Source organism: Variovorax sp. AC103, from assembly GCF_979254005.1.
Genome location: NZ_CEEDFC010000025.1, coordinates 14069 through 31601, shown reverse-complemented (window position 1 = coordinate 31601; position 17533 = coordinate 14069). Strand labels below are relative to the sequence as shown.

Annotated in this window: 18 protein-coding genes; 9 read left to right on the top strand and 9 right to left on the bottom strand. The window is 68.2% G+C overall.

All coding sequences use genetic code 11. The features are described 5' to 3' along the window. Positions 1-20: 20 nt before the first annotated feature. Genes AC0IYU_RS28820 through AC0IYU_RS28810 form a run of 3 tightly spaced genes read right to left on the bottom strand, consistent with a single transcriptional unit; the run spans position 21 to position 3479 of the window. On the bottom strand, positions 21-806 hold the full coding sequence (locus AC0IYU_RS28820; RefSeq protein ID WP_472124203.1) for an SDR family NAD(P)-dependent oxidoreductase: 786 nt from the start codon (positions 804-806) through the stop codon (positions 21-23). Positions 807-828: 22 nt separating this feature from the next. After that, entirely contained in the window at positions 829-2709 is a 1881-nt protein-coding gene (locus AC0IYU_RS28815; RefSeq protein WP_472124200.1) for a feruloyl-CoA synthase, read from the bottom strand. After that, positions 2706-3479 carry a crotonase/enoyl-CoA hydratase family protein gene (locus tag AC0IYU_RS28810; protein ID WP_472124197.1) on the bottom strand — a complete coding sequence of 258 codons (774 nt, stop codon included), beginning with the start codon at positions 3477-3479 and terminating at the stop codon, positions 2706-2708. Before AC0IYU_RS28810 ends, AC0IYU_RS28815 begins: the two co-directional genes overlap by 4 nt. 104 nt (positions 3480-3583) lie before the next feature. Here AC0IYU_RS28810 and AC0IYU_RS28805 point away from each other — a divergent pair, with 104 nt between their 5' ends. After that, positions 3584-4486 carry an amidohydrolase family protein gene (locus AC0IYU_RS28805; protein ID WP_472124194.1) on the top strand — a complete coding sequence of 301 codons (903 nt, stop codon included), beginning with the start codon at positions 3584-3586 and terminating at the stop codon, positions 4484-4486. Here the strand turns inward: AC0IYU_RS28805 and AC0IYU_RS28800 are convergent. After that, the gene (locus AC0IYU_RS28800; RefSeq protein WP_472124191.1) at positions 4475-5362 is read right to left on the bottom strand and encodes a MurR/RpiR family transcriptional regulator; all 888 of its coding nucleotides are present in this window, start codon (positions 5360-5362) and stop codon (positions 4475-4477) included. The genes AC0IYU_RS28805 and AC0IYU_RS28800 overlap by 12 nt on opposite strands. A gap of 124 nt (positions 5363-5486) precedes the next feature. Between AC0IYU_RS28800 and AC0IYU_RS28795 the strand changes: the two genes are divergently transcribed. Both AC0IYU_RS28795 and AC0IYU_RS28790 read left to right on the top strand, forming a co-directional pair. Further along, positions 5487-6482, top strand: a complete 996-nt coding sequence (locus AC0IYU_RS28795) for a Bug family tripartite tricarboxylate transporter substrate binding protein (RefSeq protein ID WP_472124188.1) — start codon at positions 5487-5489, stop codon at positions 6480-6482. A 4-nt stretch (positions 6483-6486) separates the two neighbouring features. After that, positions 6487-7437, top strand: coding sequence for a M14 family metallopeptidase (locus tag AC0IYU_RS28790; RefSeq protein ID WP_472124185.1), 951 nt, complete (start codon positions 6487-6489; stop codon positions 7435-7437). A 13-nt stretch (positions 7438-7450) separates the two neighbouring features. Here AC0IYU_RS28790 and kefC read toward each other — a convergent pair whose 3' ends face one another. Both kefC and kefF read right to left on the bottom strand, forming a co-directional pair. Next, a complete protein-coding gene (gene kefC, locus AC0IYU_RS28785) occupies positions 7451-9310 on the bottom strand; it encodes a glutathione-regulated potassium-efflux system protein KefC (protein ID WP_472124182.1) in 1860 nt (619 codons plus the stop codon). Beyond that, on the bottom strand, positions 9311-10036 hold the full coding sequence (gene kefF, locus AC0IYU_RS28780; RefSeq protein ID WP_472124179.1) for a glutathione-regulated potassium-efflux system oxidoreductase KefF: 726 nt from the start codon (positions 10034-10036) through the stop codon (positions 9311-9313). It abuts the gene before it with no gap. A gap of 94 nt (positions 10037-10130) precedes the next feature. Here kefF and AC0IYU_RS28775 point away from each other — a divergent pair, with 94 nt between their 5' ends. After that, the gene (locus AC0IYU_RS28775) at positions 10131-10751 is read left to right on the top strand and encodes a nucleotide-binding protein (protein WP_472124176.1); all 621 of its coding nucleotides are present in this window, start codon (positions 10131-10133) and stop codon (positions 10749-10751) included. Between the two features lie 72 nt (positions 10752-10823). Beyond that, positions 10824-11294 (top strand): MaoC family dehydratase, encoded by a 471-nt coding sequence (locus AC0IYU_RS28770; RefSeq protein WP_435447364.1) that lies wholly within the window; start codon positions 10824-10826, stop codon positions 11292-11294. Between the two features lie 18 nt (positions 11295-11312). Here AC0IYU_RS28770 and AC0IYU_RS28765 read toward each other — a convergent pair whose 3' ends face one another. From AC0IYU_RS28765 to AC0IYU_RS28755, 3 genes are all read right to left on the bottom strand, one after another. After that, a complete protein-coding gene (locus AC0IYU_RS28765) occupies positions 11313-11606 on the bottom strand; it encodes a DUF4148 domain-containing protein (protein WP_472124174.1) in 294 nt (97 codons plus the stop codon). 135 nt (positions 11607-11741) lie between these two features. Then, a complete protein-coding gene (gene trmL, locus AC0IYU_RS28760; RefSeq protein WP_472124172.1) occupies positions 11742-12203 on the bottom strand; it encodes a tRNA (uridine(34)/cytosine(34)/5-carboxymethylaminomethyluridine(34)-2'-O)-methyltransferase TrmL in 462 nt (153 codons plus the stop codon). A gap of 31 nt (positions 12204-12234) precedes the next feature. Beyond that, on the bottom strand, positions 12235-12969 hold the full coding sequence (locus AC0IYU_RS28755) for a phosphoribosyltransferase family protein (protein ID WP_472124169.1): 735 nt from the start codon (positions 12967-12969) through the stop codon (positions 12235-12237). Between the two features lie 22 nt (positions 12970-12991). Between AC0IYU_RS28755 and AC0IYU_RS28750 the strand changes: the two genes are divergently transcribed. From AC0IYU_RS28750 to ctaD, 4 genes are all read left to right on the top strand, one after another. Next, positions 12992-13906 (top strand): class I SAM-dependent methyltransferase, encoded by a 915-nt coding sequence (locus tag AC0IYU_RS28750; protein WP_472124166.1) that lies wholly within the window; start codon positions 12992-12994, stop codon positions 13904-13906. A 225-nt stretch (positions 13907-14131) separates the two neighbouring features. Further along, complete coding sequence (locus AC0IYU_RS28745; RefSeq protein WP_435437000.1) at positions 14132-14608, top strand: DUF2244 domain-containing protein; 477 nt, start codon at positions 14132-14134, stop codon at positions 14606-14608. A 61-nt stretch (positions 14609-14669) separates the two neighbouring features. Continuing rightward, positions 14670-15848: a cytochrome c oxidase subunit II gene (coxB, locus tag AC0IYU_RS28740; RefSeq protein WP_472124163.1), complete on the top strand. Its 1179-nt coding sequence runs from the start codon at positions 14670-14672 to the stop codon at positions 15846-15848. A gap of 43 nt (positions 15849-15891) precedes the next feature. Then, positions 15892-17532, top strand: a complete 1641-nt coding sequence (gene ctaD / locus AC0IYU_RS28735) for a cytochrome c oxidase subunit I (RefSeq protein WP_472124161.1) — start codon at positions 15892-15894, stop codon at positions 17530-17532. The last annotated feature ends 1 nt before the right edge of the window (position 17533 follow it).

Genomic DNA, 17533 nt, shown 5'->3' with positions numbered 1-17533 from the left:
GAAGCGGGAAGAAGGAAGGCTCAGCGCGGCGCCATGCGCAGGGCGCCGTCGAGGCGGATCACCTCGCCGTTGAGGTGGCCGTTGGTGACGACGTGGCAGGCCAGCTCGGCGAATTCCGAGGGCTTGCCCAGGCGCGGCGGAAACGGAATGGACGCGGCCAGCGAGTGCTGCACCGCCTCGGGCAGTTCCAGCAGCAGCGGCGTGGCGAACAGGCCCGGTGCCACGGTGCACACACGGATGGCGTGCTGCGCCAGGTCGCGCGCCATCGGCAGCGTCATGCCCACGAGCCCGCCCTTGGAGGCGCTGTAGGCCTGCTGGCCCACCTGGCCGTCGAAGGCCGCGACGGACGCAGTGAAGAGCATCACGCCCTTTTCACCGTTGTCGAGCGCGGCAAGCTTGGCGCAACGCGCCGCGAACAGGCGCGCCATGTTGTAGCCGCCGATCAGGTTGATGTTGACCACGCGCACGAAGTCTTCGAGCGGCGCGGGGTTGCCGTCCTTGCCGACGATGCGCTTGGCGCTGCCGATGCCGGCCACGTTCATCAGGATGCGCGCAGGGCCGTGCGCGGCCTCGGCCTTGTCGAGCGCGGCGTTCACGCTGTCGGTGTCGGTGATGTCGCAGACGCAGGCCACGGCGCGGTCGGCGCCAAATTCTTCGCCGATGTCGGCGGCCACTTTCTCTGCGAGCGCGGCGTTGCGGTCCAGCACGGCGACCTTGGCGCCCAGGCGCGCGAGCTCGCGTGCGGTGGCTTCGCCCAGGCCCGATGCGCCGCCGGTGACGAGAGCGGCTTGTCCTTCGATCTTCATGGTGTGTGGTCTCCTGGAATGTCTAGCGCGGTGTGAGGGTGAAAGGCAGGGTTCCCGCGTGCATCGCATCGGCCAGCGCGGCGCGGTGCTTGAGCACGGCGCGCTGGTTGATGGAGCCCTTGTCGGTCACTTCGCCCTTGTCGATGGACGGCGGCTCGGCCATCAGGTGCAGCCGCGCGATGCGGTTGGCGCTGCCGGTGCCCATGGCCGCCAGGTCGTTGGCAACCTGCTGGAAGTGCGCCTGCACCGGGGCGCTCTCGAGCACCTGCTGCATCGGGGCGTCGGTGCCGAGACCTGCCAGTTGGCGCACCTTCTGCGTCGGAAAGATCAGCGCGCCGACTTCCTTCAGGTTGATGCCGGTGAGCACCGCGTCCTGCACGTAGGGCGCGCCGGCCGCGATGATCTTCGCGCGCAGCGGGCCCACGCTCACGAAGGTGCCGGTGGCGAGCTTGAAGTCTTCGGCGATGCGGCCGTCGAAGCGCAGTCCGCGGTGGATGTTGTCGTCGGCGATCCACTTCACGGCGTCGCCGGTGGAGAAGAAGCCTTCGTCGTCGAAGGCCTCGGCCGTGGCCTCGGGCGCACGCCAGTAGCCCGGCGTGATGTTGGGGCCGCGGTAGCGCACCTCGGTCTTGCCGTCGACGTCGATCAGCTTGAGCTCGATGCCCGGCGCGGGCAGGCCCACGTCGCCCGACTTCACGTCGGGGCCCGTCACGTACAGCGCGAACGGGCCCGATTCGGTCATGCCCAGGCCGGTGCCCATGACGATGCGCTCGCCCACTTCGGACTCCTGCGTCTTGTGCAGGCTGTCCCACACGGGCTGCGACAGCGCGGCGCCCGAGTAGAAGAACATCTTCACGCGCGACAGCAGGTTGCGGCGCAGCACGGCGTCGGTTTCCATCGCCTGTGCGATGGCCTCGAAGCCGGTGGGCACGTTGAAGTAGATGGTGGGCGCGATCTCGCGCAGGTTGCGCAGCGTCTCGGCCATGCCGCCGGGCGTGGGCTTGCCGTCGTCCACGTAGAGCGTGCCGCCGTTGTCCAGCACGATGCCCACGTTGTGGTTGCCGCCGAAGGTGTGGTTCCAGGGCAGCCAGTCGACCAGCACCGGCGGCTCGTCGCCCAGCGCGGGAATCGACTGGCGCAGCTGCTGCTGGTTGGCGCACCACATGCGGTGCGTGTTGATCACGGCCTTGGGCATCTTGGTGGAGCCCGAGGTGAAGAGGAACTTGGTGATGGTGTCGGGGCCGGTGGCGCGCATCGCTTCGTCGATGGCGGGCGTGGCAGGCGTCGAGGCCAGCGCGTCGAACGAGGTGACGGCGCGGCCCTCGAGCGTGCCTTCGGCGATCACGACCTCGGTGCCGGCGGGAACCACGGCGGCGATGGCGCGGCCGTAGCGCGCGGCGTCGGTGGCGAACACCAGGCCGGGTGTCAGCGTGTCGAAGACGTGGCGCAGCTTCTCGAAGTCCTGGCTCACGAGCGAGTAGGGCGGCGAGACGGGGCAGTAGGGCACGCCGGCGTAGAGGCAGCCGAGCGCGAGCAGCGCGTGATCGATGCCGTTCTCGCTCAGGATGGCCACGGGGCGCTCGGCGTTCAGGCCCCGGTCCAGCAGGGCCTGTCCGATGCCGCGCGCCTTGTGCAGTGCCTGCGCGTAGCTCACGCGGATCCAGTCGCCGGTGCTGCCGTCGGCCAGCCGTTCGCGGCGGGCGATGAAGGTGCGCTCGGGCTCGACGTCGGCCCAGTGCTGCAGCCGGTCGGTCATGCGGTCCCGGTAGGGCTCGAGCGGGGTCTCGGCCTTCAGGTACCGCGTGCCCGGTGCGCCGTCGCGCAACGTGGCGCGCGTCACGCCGAAAGCCAGCGGGCGGTAGCGGACGGCCGGGGCGGCCTCACCCACGCGAGCGGCGGTCATCCCTTGCTCACCTTCGCGCCGCGGCCTTCGAGGAAGTCGCGCACGCGTTCCTTGGCTTCGGGCGCGGCCTGCACGATGCCGGAGATGAGCGCCTCGGTGAAGAAGCCGTGGTCGGCCGACTGCTCGGCGATGCGCGGCAGCGCGTGCATGAGCGCGTAGTTGGTCAGCGGTGCGTTGGTGGCGATGCGCCTGGCGAGTTCCAGGGCCTTGTCGAAGGCGGTGCCTTCGTCCACCAGGTACTGCGCGAAGTTGGCGCGCTCGCCGTCCTCGGCGTTGTAGACGCGCCCCGTCATCATCATGTCGGTCATGCGCGCCACGCCGACGAGCTTGGGAATGCGCACCGAGCCGCCGCCGCCCACGAAGATGCCGCGCGAGCCTTCGGGCAGCGCATAGAAGGTGCTCCGGTCGGCCACGCGGATGTGGCACGCGCTGGCCAGCTCCAGCCCGCCGCCCACCACCGCGCCATGCAGCGCGGCCACCACCGGCACCGGCCCGTGCTGGATCAGGTCGAGCGCGGCATGCCACATGCGCGAGTGCTGCAGGCCCTGGCCGGCGTCGCGCTCCTTCAGTTCGCTCAGGTCGAGGCCGGCGCAGAAGTGCGGGCCTTCGCCGTCGAGCACCGCGGCTCGCACGGTGGACGGCAGCGTCTCGAAGGTGTTGCGCAGCGCGAGGATCAGGCCGTCGGACAGTGCATTGCGCTTGGCACCGCGCGTGAGGCGAACAATGGCGACTTCGTCGCTGATCTCGATGTGAAGGTCTGGATTGGTCATGATGGTGTTCGGGGTTGCGTTGGATTATGGTTATGAGAAATAATCAATTCAAGGCGCTTGAGGCCTCCATTCCCTAGGGACTTACCCGTACCGGAGACAACGACATGGACCATCAGAACCTGATCGCGATCGACATCCACACCCACGCCGAAGTGAGCTGCTGGAACCCGTTCGACAACTACGGCGAGGAGTACGACCGCGCCGCCGACAAGTACTTCGGCTCCAGCGGCCGGCCCACCATTGCGGAGAGCGTGGCGTACTACCGTGAAAGAAAGATCGGGCTGGTGATGTTCATGGTCGACGCGGAGTCGAACATGGGACGGCGCCGCATCCCGAACGAGGAGATCGCGGAGCACGCGCAGAAGAACAGCGACATGATGATCGCCTTCGCCAGCATCGATCCGCACAAGGGAAAGATGGGCGCGCGCGAGGCACGCCGGCTGATCGAGCAGCACGGCGTGAAGGGCTTCAAGTTCCACCCGACGGTGCAGGGCTACCACCCGTACGACAAGATGGCCTGGCCGATCTACGAGGTGATCGCCGAGTACGGCCTGCCGGCCATCTTCCACACCGGCCACAGCGGCATCGGCTCGGGCATGCGCTGCGGCGGCGGCCTGCGGCTGGAGTACAGCAACCCGATGCACCTGGACGACGTGGCCATCGACTTCCCCGACATGCAGATCGTCATGGCCCACCCCAGCTTTCCCTGGCAGGACGAGGCGCTGAGCGTGGCCACGCACAAGCCCAACGTGTGGATCGATCTGTCGGGCTGGAGCCCGAAGTACTTTCCGAAGCAGCTGGTGCAGTACGCCAACACGCTGCTGAAGGACCGCATTTTGTTCGGCAGCGACTACCCGCTGATCACGCCCGACCGCTGGATGCGCGACTTCGAGGTGGCGGGCTTCAAGCCCGAGGTGATGCCGGGCATCCTGAAGGGCAACGCGGTGCGCCTGCTGGGGCTGGACAAGCCGGCGGCACCGGCTGCCCCCGTGGCTTCAGCGCCCTGAACCCGCGCGGCGCGCCGGGTCGGCGGCGTCGTTCCAGTGGTGTTCGGTCAGGGCCTCGTAGCGTTGGAGCGAGACGCCCAGTTCCTTCTTGCGGCGCTGCGCCACCGCGGTGATCAGCGCATTGCAGACCGAGAGCGCCGCCGTGTAGGAGTCGAACGGCGATGCGCTCGACGTGCGCACCAGCAGCAGGTGGTCGGCCGATGCGGCGGCCGGCGTCGTCGGCCCGTCGGTCATCACGATCACCTTCGCGCCCTTCTCGCGAAAGTACTTGGCCGTGCGCGCGATGGCCAGCGAGTGGCGCCTGAAGGTGGGCGTGAGCAGCACGTCGTGTTCGTCGATCCACAGCAGCTGGTCTTCGAGCAGCAGCGGGCTCGCCGAGGTCAACGAGCGCACGTCGGGCAGGCACATGTTCAGGTGCAGGGCCAGGTGGTTGGCCAGCTGCGCGCCGTGCCGCTGCCCGAGCACGTGCACACGCACCTTGCGCTGCGTGAGCAGCCGCACCGCGCCTTCGAACGCACCCACGTCGAGCGCGGCGAAAGTGGCGGCCAGGTTGTGCTGGTCGTGCAGCAGCGCGTTGTCCAGGCAGGTGCGAACGGAGGCGTCCCCCTCGATGCCGGCGCCGGCGCGCGCGGCGGGCGAGGCCAGCAGCGCGGTGACTTCCAGGCGGGCTTCCATCTGCGCCTGCGCATAGCTCTCGTAGCCCAGCTTGGCGAGCAGCCGCACCACGGTGGAGGCGCTGGTGCCGACCTTTCTTGCAAGGCTCGTTGCAGATTCGAGCAGGCCCTGCGGATGCTGCGCCTGCAGCTCCGCGATCAGGAGCCGCTCGCTTTTCGTGAGCTTCTTGCCGTAGCCCGAGATGCGTTGGTTCAGATTCATGGTCGCGGGCATTCTGCATGCCAAGGGAGGCCAGTCCCAATTTTGCAGTATCTATTGCAAAAATGAAATCGTCTTGCAACAATGCGCGCACTTTTAAACTGGACCCACCGCATCAGGACGCCTCATGAATTCCACCTTCACCGTTCCCGCCCTGCGCCGCCGCACGATGCTCGGCGCCGGTCTTGCCGCCCTGCTGCCGCTGGCGGCGCGGGCCGAGGCCTGGCCGTCGCGCCCCGTCACGCTGGTGGTGCCGTTCCCGGCGGGCGGCTCGGTGGACCTGATCGCGCGGATGTACGCCGATCCGCTGTCGAAGGCGCTCGGCACGCCGGTGGTCATCGACAACCGGGCCGGCGCGGGCGGCTCCATTGCCAGCGCACAGGTGTCGCGCGCCAAGCCCGACGGCTACACGCTGGTGGTGTCCTCGCAAAGCTCGCACCTGGCCAACCCGCTCACGCAGGCCAACCCGGGCTACGACCCGATCAAGGACTTCGCGTCCATCAGCCAGCTGGCGCGCTCCATCAACGTGCTGCTGGTGAACCCCGCGGTGCCGGCAAAGACCTTCAAGGAGTTCGTCGCGCTGGTGAAGTCGCGCCCGGGCGAACTCAACTTCTGCAGCGCGGGGCCGGGCAGCATGGGCCAGCTCAACGTGGAACTGATGAAGTCGCAGCTGCAGCTCAATGCCACGCACGTGCCCTACCGCGGCGGCGGTCCGCTGGTGACCGCGCTGATCTCGAACGAAGTGCAGTTCGGCCTGGACAACCTCGCGCCCTTCCTGCCGCACATCCAGGCCGGCAAGCTGCGCGCGCTGGCGGTGGCGTCGCCGACGCGCGTCGCGGCGCTGCCCGACGTGCCGACTTTCGCCGAGCTGGGCTACCCGGTGCTGAACACCACCTCGTGGATCGGCCTGGCCGCGCCCGCGAAGACGCCGCCCGAGGTCATCGCCGCGCTGCACAAGGCGGTGCGTTCGGTGGCCGACCAGCCGGCCATGGCCGAGGCGCTGCTGTCGCGCGGCTCGCTCACGCCCGAGGTGCAGACGCCCGCGCAGTTCACGGCCATGATGTCGGAGCGGCTCGCGGTCTACGGCGAGATGGTCCGGCGCGCCGGCATCCGGGGCGAGTGACGCCATGACCGACGCATCGTTCGCTCCCGACACCGCGCCGCTGGAGGTGCTGCCGCGCGACATCTCGGCCTACCGGCAGGGCAACACCGGCATCGACTACGTGCACCGCTTCGCATCGGGCTTGCCCGGACCGCACGTGCTGGTGAACGCGCTGACGCACGGCAACGAGATCTGCGGCATGGTCGCGGCCACGCACCTGCTGGACGCGGGCGTGCGCCCGAAGATAGGCACGCTCACCGTGAGCTTCGCGAACGTCGAGGCCTACGAGGCCTTCGACATCGAGCGGCCCTACGAGAACCGGCAGCTGGTGCACAACCTCAACCGCATCTGGTCGCCCGCCATGCTCGACGGCGCGCAGCAAAGCCCCGAGCTGCGCCGCGCGCGCGAACTGCGGCCCGTGCTGGACGCGGCCGACTACATCCTGGACATCCACTCGACGCGCGCGCCGGTGCAGCCCTTCTGGGTGTACCCGGAGTTCGAGCGCAATGCGGGGCTGGCGCTGGCCATCGGCAACCCGCTGGTGCACCTGGTGATGCCCGTGGGCGGCGCTCCGGGCACGGGTGTGACGGCGTATGGCCGGCATGGTGAAGCAGGCGTCGACGGCGGCGCGCTGGTGGTGGAGTGCGGCCAGCACTTCAGCCAGTCGGCGGCCGACCTGGCCACCGATGTGACGCTGCGTTTCCTGGCGCACCTGGGCTTGGTCGACGCATTGCCGGGCGCACCGGCAAGGGCGCCCGCGCGCCGCTTCCGGCTGCTCGAAGTGCACATCGTCAAGACCGAGGGCTTTGCCTTCGCCCGGCCCGTGCTCGGCTTCGAGACCTTCCAGAAGGGCGAGCTGATCGCCGTCGATGCGGGCCAGGAAATTCGCTCGCCCTGCGACGACTGCACGATCTTCATGCCCACGCGCGCCGCACTGGTCGGGCGCGAAGGCGTCTACCTGACGGTGGCGGTCTAGGCGCCGGCGCCCGTCAGGGCCTCTGCTCCGCCGACGGCTCGTCTTCTTCCAGCCGGTCCCAGTCGCGGCCCGAGCGCTTCTGGCGCTCCTCGCGCTCGCGCGCCATCTGTTCCTCGAACTGCTGGCGGCCTTCCTTGTTGGCCGCGATGAGCTTGGCGCGGTCCTTGTAGTGCGGATAGATCTCGTCGGTGAGCCTCAGGTTGCGCAGGCGAAAGCGCATGGTCGATTCGCGCGCCTCGTGCGCCGGCCAGTTCAGCGCCTCGAGCACCGAGCGGGCGCTGCGCAGCGACGACTCGAACACCTCGCGCTCCACATCCGTCACGCCGCGGTCGCGCAGCTGGAACAGGTGCGTCACGTTGCGCGCCCGCGCAATGATGCGGGCCTGCGGAAAGTTCTCTTTCACCAGGTCGACGATGTCCAGCGACTGCTCGATGTCGTCCACCGCCACCACGATGGCCTTGGCCGAGCCCGCGCCCGCGGTGCGCAGCAAATCGAGCCGCGTGGCGTCGCCGTAGAACACGCGAAAGCCGAACTGGCGCAGGCCTTCGACGGTGTCGGCGTCGTGGTCGAGCACGGTCACGCGCAGGCCCTGCGACATCAGCATGCGCCCGACGATCTGGCCGTAGCGGCCGAAGCCGCAGATCAGCACCTTGGCGTCCTGCTGCTCCGAGATTTCCTCCAGCTGCGGGCCGGTGTTGCGGCTGTAGCGCGGCAGCACGAACTTGTCGAGCAGCACCAGCAGCAGCGGCGACAGCAGCATCGACAGCGCCACCCCGCCGATCAGCAGCGAGGTGATTTCGGGCGGCAGCACGTCCGGGCCCGCGGCCTGGAACACCACGAAGGCGAACTCGCCGCCCTGCGCCAGCAGCAGCGTGAACACGGGGCGCTCCTGGTAGGCGATGCCCATCGCCTTGGCGAGCGCGTAGATCACCACCAGCTTGATGGCCATGAAGCCGACCACCAGCGCGGCCATGATCCAGGGGCTGGCGATGAGCACGCCGAAGTTGATCGACATGCCCACGGCAATGAAGAACAGGCCCAGCAGCAGGCCCTTGAAGGGCTCGATGTCGGTCTCCAGTTCGCGCCGGTACTCGCTCTCGGCCAGCAGCACGCCGGCGAGGAAGGCGCCCAGCGCCATCGACAGCCCGACCAGCTGCATCAGGGCGGCAATGGCCACCACCAGCAGCAGGGCGGCGGCGGTGAAGATCTCGGGCGTGTTGCTGCGCGCAATCCAGCGCAGCACGGGGCGCAGCAGCAGCCGGCCGCCGAGGATGATGCCGCCGATCACGCCAATGATCTTGGCCGCCTCCAGCGCGCGGTCGAGGCCGGTGATGGCCTGTTCGGCCGCGGTGGCGCCGGCCAGCAGCGGCAGCAGCGCCAGGATGGGGATCGCGGCCACGTCCTGGAACAGCAGGATCGAGAAGCCCGCCTGGCCGCTGGGCGTCTTCAGCAGGTTGCGCTCGCCGAACACCTGCAGCGCGATGGCGGTGGACGACAGCGCCAGTCCCAGCGCGGCCACCAGCGCCACGCGCCATTCGGCGCCCACGGCATAGCCCGCGGCGAACAGCACGGCGGCGCAGCTCAAGACCTGCGCGGCGCCCCAGCCGAAGATGGGCCGGCGCAGGTTCCACAGGCGCTTGGGCTCCAGCTCGAGGCCGACGAGGAACAGCATCAGCACCACGCCGAACTCGGCGAAGTGCAGCACGTCTTCCACGCTGGACACGAGTCCCAGGCCCCAGGGGCCGATGGCGATGCCGGCCACGAGGTAGCCGATGATGGAGCCGAGCCCGAGGAACTTCGACAGCGGCACCACCAGCACGGCGGCGCCCAGGTAGATCAGGCTGCTGGTCAGCCAGGCGGGTGCGTGTTCCATTCAGGCCGCCTTGCTTGCAGAGACGCTGGCCAGCCCGTGGGTGATGGCCGCATGAAAGGCGTTGGAGACGATCTTGTCGATGTGCTCCGGCTCGGCCGGCCGGTCGCTCTCGGGCACGGGGCAGGCCACGCAGGCGTCGATCTCCTCGATCTCGGGCCATGCGGGGTAGCTGCCCAGGCGCTGGGCGAAGGTTTCGACGTGCGAGGCGACCTCGGCCTCGGGCGCGCTGCGCGCGCCGTGGAACATGAGCGGCGGCAGGAAGCGCATGCCGCACAGCGCGGCGGTCTGCTCGTAGGGCGGCAGGAAGGCGTCGAAGAAATAGCGGTGGTAGTTCTGCGGGTGGTAGCTGGCCTCGGGGCTGCCGGTGGTGGCGACCAGCCAGAGGTCCTTGCCCTGCAGCGCGTTGCCGCCGGGGCCGTAGGCCCAGCCGTAGGCGAGCACGTCGTCGAGCCAGAGCTTCTGCAGCGCGGGCATCGAGTACCACTGGATCGGGTGCATCAGCACCACCAGGCTGGCCTTGGCCAGCCGGGCCTGCTCGGCCTCGACGTCGATGGCGTAGTCGGGGTAGCTGCCGTACAGGTCGTTGACGTCCACACCCGGCACGGCACGGGCGGCGGCCAGCATGCGGCGGTTGACGCGGGAGTCGCGCCAGTGCGGGTGGGCGGCGAGCACGTAGACGCCGCTGCTTTGCGCGGCAGGGTTTCCCATGGATGTTGTTGTAGTCATCCCGCGAACATAGCGCAGTCGCGGCGGCCTTGCCGGGCAAAACGGGGGCCAGCCACTACCATGGAGCCCGTTCCCAGTTCTGGAGGAGAGCGCTATGCCGGTGGTTCTGGTCGCCAACCCCAAGGGTGGCGTAGGCAAGTCGACGATCGCAACGAACGTTGCGGGCTACTTCGCAAGCCGCGGCCACGCCGTGATGCTGGGCGACGTGGACCGGCAGCAGTCTTCGCGGCTCTGGCTGGGGCTGCGTCCGCCGCAGGCCCGGCCCATCGCCACCTGGGAGGCCTCTGGAGACAGTTCGGTGGTGCGGCCGCCGCGCGGCACCACGCATGCTGTGCTCGACACGCCGGCCGGCCTGCACGGCTGGCGTTTCAAGGAGGTGCTGGCGCTGGCCGACCGGGTGATCGTGCCGCTACAGCCGAGCATCTTCGACATCTACGCGACGCGCGACTTCCTCGACCGGCTGCTGGAGAGCCGCCGCGCCGAGAAGACGAAGATCGGCCTGGTCGGCATGCGCGTGAACGCGCGCACGCTGGCGGCCGACCGGCTGCACGAATTCATCGCGGGGCTGGGCGTGCCGGTGATCGGCGAGCTGCGCGACACGCAGAACTACGTGCAGCTCGCGGCGCGCGGGCTCACGGTGTTCGACATTGCGCCCGGCCGCGTGCAGCGCGACCTGGCGCAGTGGCAACCCGTCTGTAGCTGGCTCGACGCCTGAGGGTGTCCCCCGGTTTTCCCTGAGCCGGCTTGTCGCGAGCCCGACAGCCGGTCGAACAGGCCACGCGCCAGAATGCCCCGCATGACAAAAAAGACATTCCAGACCCTTCAGGACCTCTCCGCCTGCGTCGGCCAGGAAGTCGCCGTGAGCGACTGGATCACCATCACGCAGGAGCAGGTGAACCAGTTCGCCGAGGCGACGGGCGACCACCAGTGGATCCACGTCGACGTGGAGCGTGCCAAGGCCGGACCCTTCGGCGGGCCGATTGCGCACGGCTTTCTCACGTTGTCGCTGCTGCCGAAGTTCTTCGAGGTGGCGATCGAGGTGGTCGAGTCGCGCATGGGCGTGAACTACGGCATGAACCGGGTGCGCTTCATGTCGCCGGTGCCGGTGGGCAAACGGCTGCGCGCACGCATGAAGCTGCTCAGCTCGGAGCCGATTGCCGACGATGGCTTCCAGATGACCTGGGAGACCACCATCGAACTCGAAGGCGCCGCCAAGCCGGCTTGCGTGGCCGAGTCGGTGGCGCGCCGCTACCGCTGAGGCGGCGGTCTTCGTGTCTTACAACCGGCGGTCGGTCACTTCACCGTAGGTCGCCGCGCCCTGGCGGGTGATGCTCAATGCGCTCTGGCGCACGGTGCCGCGGTCGGTGCTGCCGTCCCGCGCCTGCAGCGCGCCGGTGCCGCCGTTGCTGACCTTGAAGGGCTGGCGCGCATCGGCCTGAACCTGCGCGCGCGACAGCGTCGACTGGAAGGGCTGGGGCGGCAGCGGGTTCTGTTCTCCCTGGAAGGCCTGGGCGCCGCTGGCGAAGGCGAGCGTGGCGAAGGCGGCAGAGGCAATCGACTTGGCGTTCATGGTGAGACTCCTGTGGAAAAGCGTTGAACAGAGGTGCCGGCTCGCTTTGCGGCCGGCACGTCTGTTCATACGGCGCGCGCCGCCGATCGGATGCGCTGCGACCCTCCCCACGGGATGCGACTTTGTTTCCAGGTGTCAGCCGAAGCCGTTCTGCCGCCAGGCTTCGAACACGGTGACCGCCACCGCATTGGAGAGATTCAGGCTGCGCTGGCCCTCGCGCATCGGCAGCCGCAGCTTCTGCGCGTCGGCAAAACCGTCGCGCACCGCGAGCGGCAGGCCGCTGGTCTCCGAGCCGAACACCAGCCAGTCGCCGGGCTGGAAGCGCACGTCGTGCACGGCGCGGGTGCCGCGCGTGGTGAGGGCGAACATGCGCTCGGGCGCGGGCTGCTCGGCGGCGAGCAGGGCGGGCCAGTCGGCGTGGCGCTTCACTTCGGCGTACTCGTGGTAATCGAGCCCGGCGCGGCGCAGCAGGCGGTCGTCCATCGAAAAGCCCAGCGGCTCGACCAGGTGCAGCGTGCAACCGGTGTTGGCCGCCAGGCGGATCACGTTGCCGGTGTTCGGCGGAATTTCGGGGTGGACCAGGACGATATGGAACATGCGCCCATTGTCGGCGGGCCGCACCAGCCGTTCAGCGCGGCGGATCGGTGCGGGCCAGCACCACGGCCGTGATGTGCGCCGCGCCGGCCAGCCGCAGTGCCTCGGCCGCGACGAACAGCGAAGCGCCGCTGGTCATCACGTCGTCGACCAGCACGATGCGCTTGCCCCGTACCTTTTCCGCGCGCAGGGGTTCGACCGCGAAGGCACTGCTCAGGTTGCGCAGGCGCTCGGCGCGTGGCAGGCCGCTCTGGGCGGGCGTGTCGCGGGTGCGCAGCAGCAGGGTGGGGTCGGTCTTGGCGGGCGACAGCCGCCGGGCGAGTTCGAGCGCCTGGTTGAAACCACGCTCGCGCAGCCGTGCGGGCGCCAGCGGCATGGGCAGCACGATGTCGCACTGTTCCAGCGCCGGCTCGACCCACGGCGCGCTGCGCAGCAGGGTGGCGAACGGGCCGGCCCAGCCCGCGTCGCCTCGGAACTTGAAGCTGGCAATGGCATCGGGCCAGGGCCATGCGTAGGTGCAGGCGGCAAGGCACGCGTCCAGCGGCGGCGGGTGCCTTACGCAGTCGCCGCAGCGGTTCACGCCTTCGGGCACCGGCAAGGCACAGCCACCGCACCGCGCGGCGGGCGGTGCGAAGCGGGCCACGCAGGCGTCGCAGACCGGCCGCGAAGGCCAGGCGCGGCAGACCGCGCACTGGCTGGGCAGCCGGGCAAGCAGGGAGGTGAAAGGCCGTGAAGGCAATAAAGGCCACAGGGCCCGATGGCTGCGCATGTCTCAATATACTCACGGCCCCATGGCCACCGACCCCACAAGACGACCGCCGACCATCGATGCCACGGCGGCCGCCCGCTGGCGTCGTCTCGCGCCTGCCGACGGCTCCCCCTGGCTGCACGAGGAAATCGGCCGCCGCATGGAAGACCGGCTGCAATGGATCAAGGCCCAGCCGCGCACCTGGGCCGACTGGGCGCCGTTGCGCGGCGGCCTCGAAGCCCACGAGCTGGTCGCCCGCCGCTACAAGGACGCCGCGTCGTTCGTCATCGAGCCGGAGCCCGTGCTGGCCGCCGCGACCGCGCAGGCGCTGAGCGCCCCGTGGTGGAGCGCGCGTCGCTGGCAGGGCGGCAAGGCGCGCTTCGACGCCACGCCCGAAGAAGGCGTCGACCTGCTCTGGGCCAACATGTCGCTGCACATGGCGGCCGACCCCGAGGCGCTGATCTCGCACTGGCACAAGCTGGTGGCGACCGACGGCTTCCTGATGTTCTCCTGCCTCGGCCCCGACACCGTTCGCGAGCTGCGCGCGCTGCACGCCCGCCTGGGCTGGCCGGCCGCCGGCCATGAGTACACCGACATGCACGACTGGGGCGACATGCTGGTGCATGCCGGCTTCGCCGAGCCGGTGATGGACATGGAGCGCATCGTGCTGACCTGGGCCACGCCCGAGGCGGCGCTGGCCGAGTTGCGCGGGCTGGGCCGCAACCTGCACCCGGGGCGCTTCGCGGCGCTCCGCGGCAAGGCCTGGCACCAATCACTGAAGAAGGCGCTGCCTGAGCTCGCGCCGGCCGACGAAGGCGGCGGGCGCATCGCGCTGACCTTCGAGGTCATCTATGGCCACGCGTTCAAGCCGGCGCCGCGCGTGTCGCTGGCAGCCGAAAGCGCGGTGTCGCTGCGCGAGATGCGCTCGATGCTGCAACGGGGTCGTCCGGGCGCCTGACCGCGGCTGCAAAAGAGAGCGGTAAATGCCTGTCGCACAAGCCGTTTTTTGCCTACTAGTAGTGACCCGTAGGCGTCCCACAGGGCACCCGGGCGCAGGTATCTACCCGCTACAATCCGCCGTTGCGTGGAACTCGCGGGTACTGTCCCGTGAACGAGGGGTGTCGGATCCTGTTTGTACGAGGGGTTTGGCAACCGTCGACGCACCGATTTGCTGAACTCGCCCGTGTCGAATTCCGTGTTTCGATTTGCCACCGTCTCAGGCCAGAACATCCACTGGTTCCTGAAGCGGAACTGCTCGGTGACGCCGAGCCAGCTGGGCTGGCTCTACGCCTCGCTGTGCGTGGTATCGCTCGGCATCGGCACCCTGTTCTGGCTGCACGGTGCGCCGCTGGTGCTGCCTTTTGCCTGGCTCGAACTGGCAGCCGTCGGGTTTGCGTTCATGGTCTATGCACGGCATGCGACCGACGGCGAGAAGATCGCGCTGCAGGAAGGTCGCCTCGTCGTCGAGCTCGAGAACGGCGGGCACTACGAGCGCACTGAATTTCTTCCGCACCAGGTGCGGATCGAACCGCAGACCGGCGATCGCTCGCTGATCGAGGTTTCGGGACAGGGTCGATCGGTCAGGGTGGGGCGCTATGTACGCCCGGAGTTGCGTGCCGCTCTGGCCCGCGAGATTCGCATGGCGTTGCGCGGCGCCTGAGGGGGCTCGCGCAGTGCCGCACGGTTGGGTTTGTCGAAAAAATTGAAGAAACGTGAACACGATGAAGAGCATTTGGCGCAACAAGTACAGGCCGGCGAATCTGTTGCTGGCGGCCGGCGCGGCTTTCAGCAGCGCGGCGCACGCAGTCAACGATCTGCCCGGCGGCCCTTCGGTTCGCCAGCTGAATCTTCCGATCGGCGTCACCAAGATCGCGCAGGAACAGCATTTCCTGCACACGGTCATGATGATCCTGTGCACGGTCATCTTCGTCGCCGTGTTCGCGGTCATGTTCTATTCCATCTGGAAGCACCGCAAGTCGGTCGGCCACAAGGCGGCCAACTTCCATGAGTCGGTGGTGGTCGAGGTCATCTGGACCATCGTGCCCTTCCTCATCGTGATCGTGATGGCGCTGCCCGCCACCAAGGTGCTGGTGGCCCAGAAGGACACCACCAACGCCGACCTCACGATCAAGACCACGGGCTACCAGTGGAAGTGGGGCTACGACTACCTGAACGGCGAAGGCGAGGGCCTTGCCTTCATCTCCACGCTCGACAGCTCGCAGCGCGCCATGTCCGACGCGGGCGCCAAGGGCGTGATGCCCAACGACTACCTGCTCAAGGTCGACTACCCGCTGGTCGTGCCGGTCAACAAGAAGGTCCGCATCATCACCACCGCCAACGACGTGATCCACGCGTTCGCCGTGCCGCAGCTGGGCCTGAAGCAGGACGCGATTCCCGGCTTCGTGCGCGACACCTGGTTCCGCGCCGAGACCATCGGCGACTACTACGGCCAGTGCCAGGAGCTCTGCGGCAAGGAACACGCCTACATGCCGATCCACGTGAAGGTGGTCTCCGCCGGTGACTACACGGCCTGGGTGGCCGATCAGCGCAAGGTTGCCGCCGCCAAGCTCGACGACCCGACCAAGGTCTGGACGCTGCCCGACATGCTGGTTCGCGGCGAGAAGGTCTATGCCTCCAATTGCGCCGCCTGCCACCAGGCCAACGGCAAGGGCGCGGGCCCGATCAAGGCGCTCGACGGCGATCCGAAGGTGCTCGACGCCGACCACACGGTGCAGCTGCACGTGCTGCTCAACGGCCAGAACAACGGCGCCATGCCGTCGTGGAAGCAACTGAGCGATACCGACCTCGCGGCCGTGGCCACGTACACCAAGAACAGCTGGTCGAACAAGACGGGCCAGCTGGTGCAGCCGGCCGAAGTGCAGGCCCTGCGCGGCAAGTGATACGGCAGCGCCCCGCGAAGAAGAAATTGCAAGGAACAACGACATGAGCGCAGTCCTCGACCCCCACGGTCACGCCCCCCACGGCGAGCACGCACACGACGAGCATCACGACCACCACGCGCCCACCGGCTGGCGCCGCTGGGTGTTCGCGACCAACCACAAGGACATCGGCACGCTCTACCTGCTGTTCAGCTTCACGATGCTGATGGTGGGCGGCGTGCTCGCGCTGCTGATTCGCGCCGAGCTGTTCCAGCCCGGCCTGCAACTGGTGAACCCCGAGCTGTTCAACCAGTTCACCACCATGCACGGCCTGATCATGGTGTTCGGCGCCATCATGCCGGCCTTCGTGGGCTTTGCGAACTGGATGATCCCGCTGCAGGTGGGCGCCTCCGACATGGCGTTTGCGCGCATGAACAACTTCAGCTTCTGGCTGCTGATTCCCGCGGCGCTGATGCTGGTGGGCTCGTTCTTCATGCCCGGCGGCGCACCCGCGGCCGGCTGGACGCTGTACGCACCGCTCACGCTGCAGATGGGCCCCTCGATGGACGCCGGCATCTTCGCGATGCACATCATGGGCGCGTCTTCGATCATGGGCTCGATCAACATCATCGTGACCATCCTCAACATGCGCGCCCCGGGCATGACGCTGATGAAGATGCCGATGTTCTGCTGGACCTGGCTCATCACCGCCTACCTGCTGATCGCCGTGATGCCCGTGCTCGCCGGCGCCATCACGATGACGCTGACCGACCGCCACTTCGGCACCAGCTTCTTCAACCCCGCCGGCGGCGGCGACCCGGTGATGTACCAGCACATCTTCTGGTTCTTCGGCCACCCCGAGGTCTACATCATGATCTTGCCGGCCTTCGGCATCATCAGCCAGGTGGTGCCGGCCTTCGCCCGCAAGCGCCTGTTCGGCTACGCCTCGATGGTGTATGCCACCTCGTCCATTGCCATCCTGTCGTTCATCGTGTGGGCGCACCACATGTTCACGACCGGCATGCCACTTACCGGCCAGCTGTTCTTCATGTACGCGACCATGCTGATCGCGGTGCCCACGGCCGTGAAGATCTTCAACTGGATCGCCACGATGTGGCAGGGCTCGATGACCTTCGAGACGCCCATGCTGTTCGCGGTCGGCTTCATCTTCGTGTTCACCATGGGCGGCTTCACCGGGCTGATCCTGGCGGTCGCACCGATCGACACGCAGCTGCAAGATACGTACTACGTGGTGGCCCACTTCCACTACGTGCTGGTGGCCGGCTCGCTGTTCGCGATGTTCTCGGGCTTCTACTACTGGGTGCCCAAGTGGACCGGCGTGATGTACAACGAAACGCGCGGCAAGGTGCACTTCTGGTGGTCGCTGATCTCGTTCAACGTCACTTTCTTCCCGATGCACTTCCTGGGCCTGGCGGGCATGCCGCGCCGCTATGCCGACTACCCGATGCAGTTCGCCGACTTCAACGCCGTGGCGTCGGTCGGTGCGTTCTTCTTCGGTTTCGCGCAGGTCTACTTCTTCCTGTTCGTCGTGTTGCCCACCATGCGCGGCAAGGGCGAAAAGGCTGCACAAAAGCCGTGGGAAGGCGCCGAGGGCCTCGAGTGGGAAGTGCCGTCGCCGGCCCCGTTCCACACCTTCGAAACCCCGCCCAAGCTCGACGCGACCGCCAGCAAGGTGATCGGCTGAT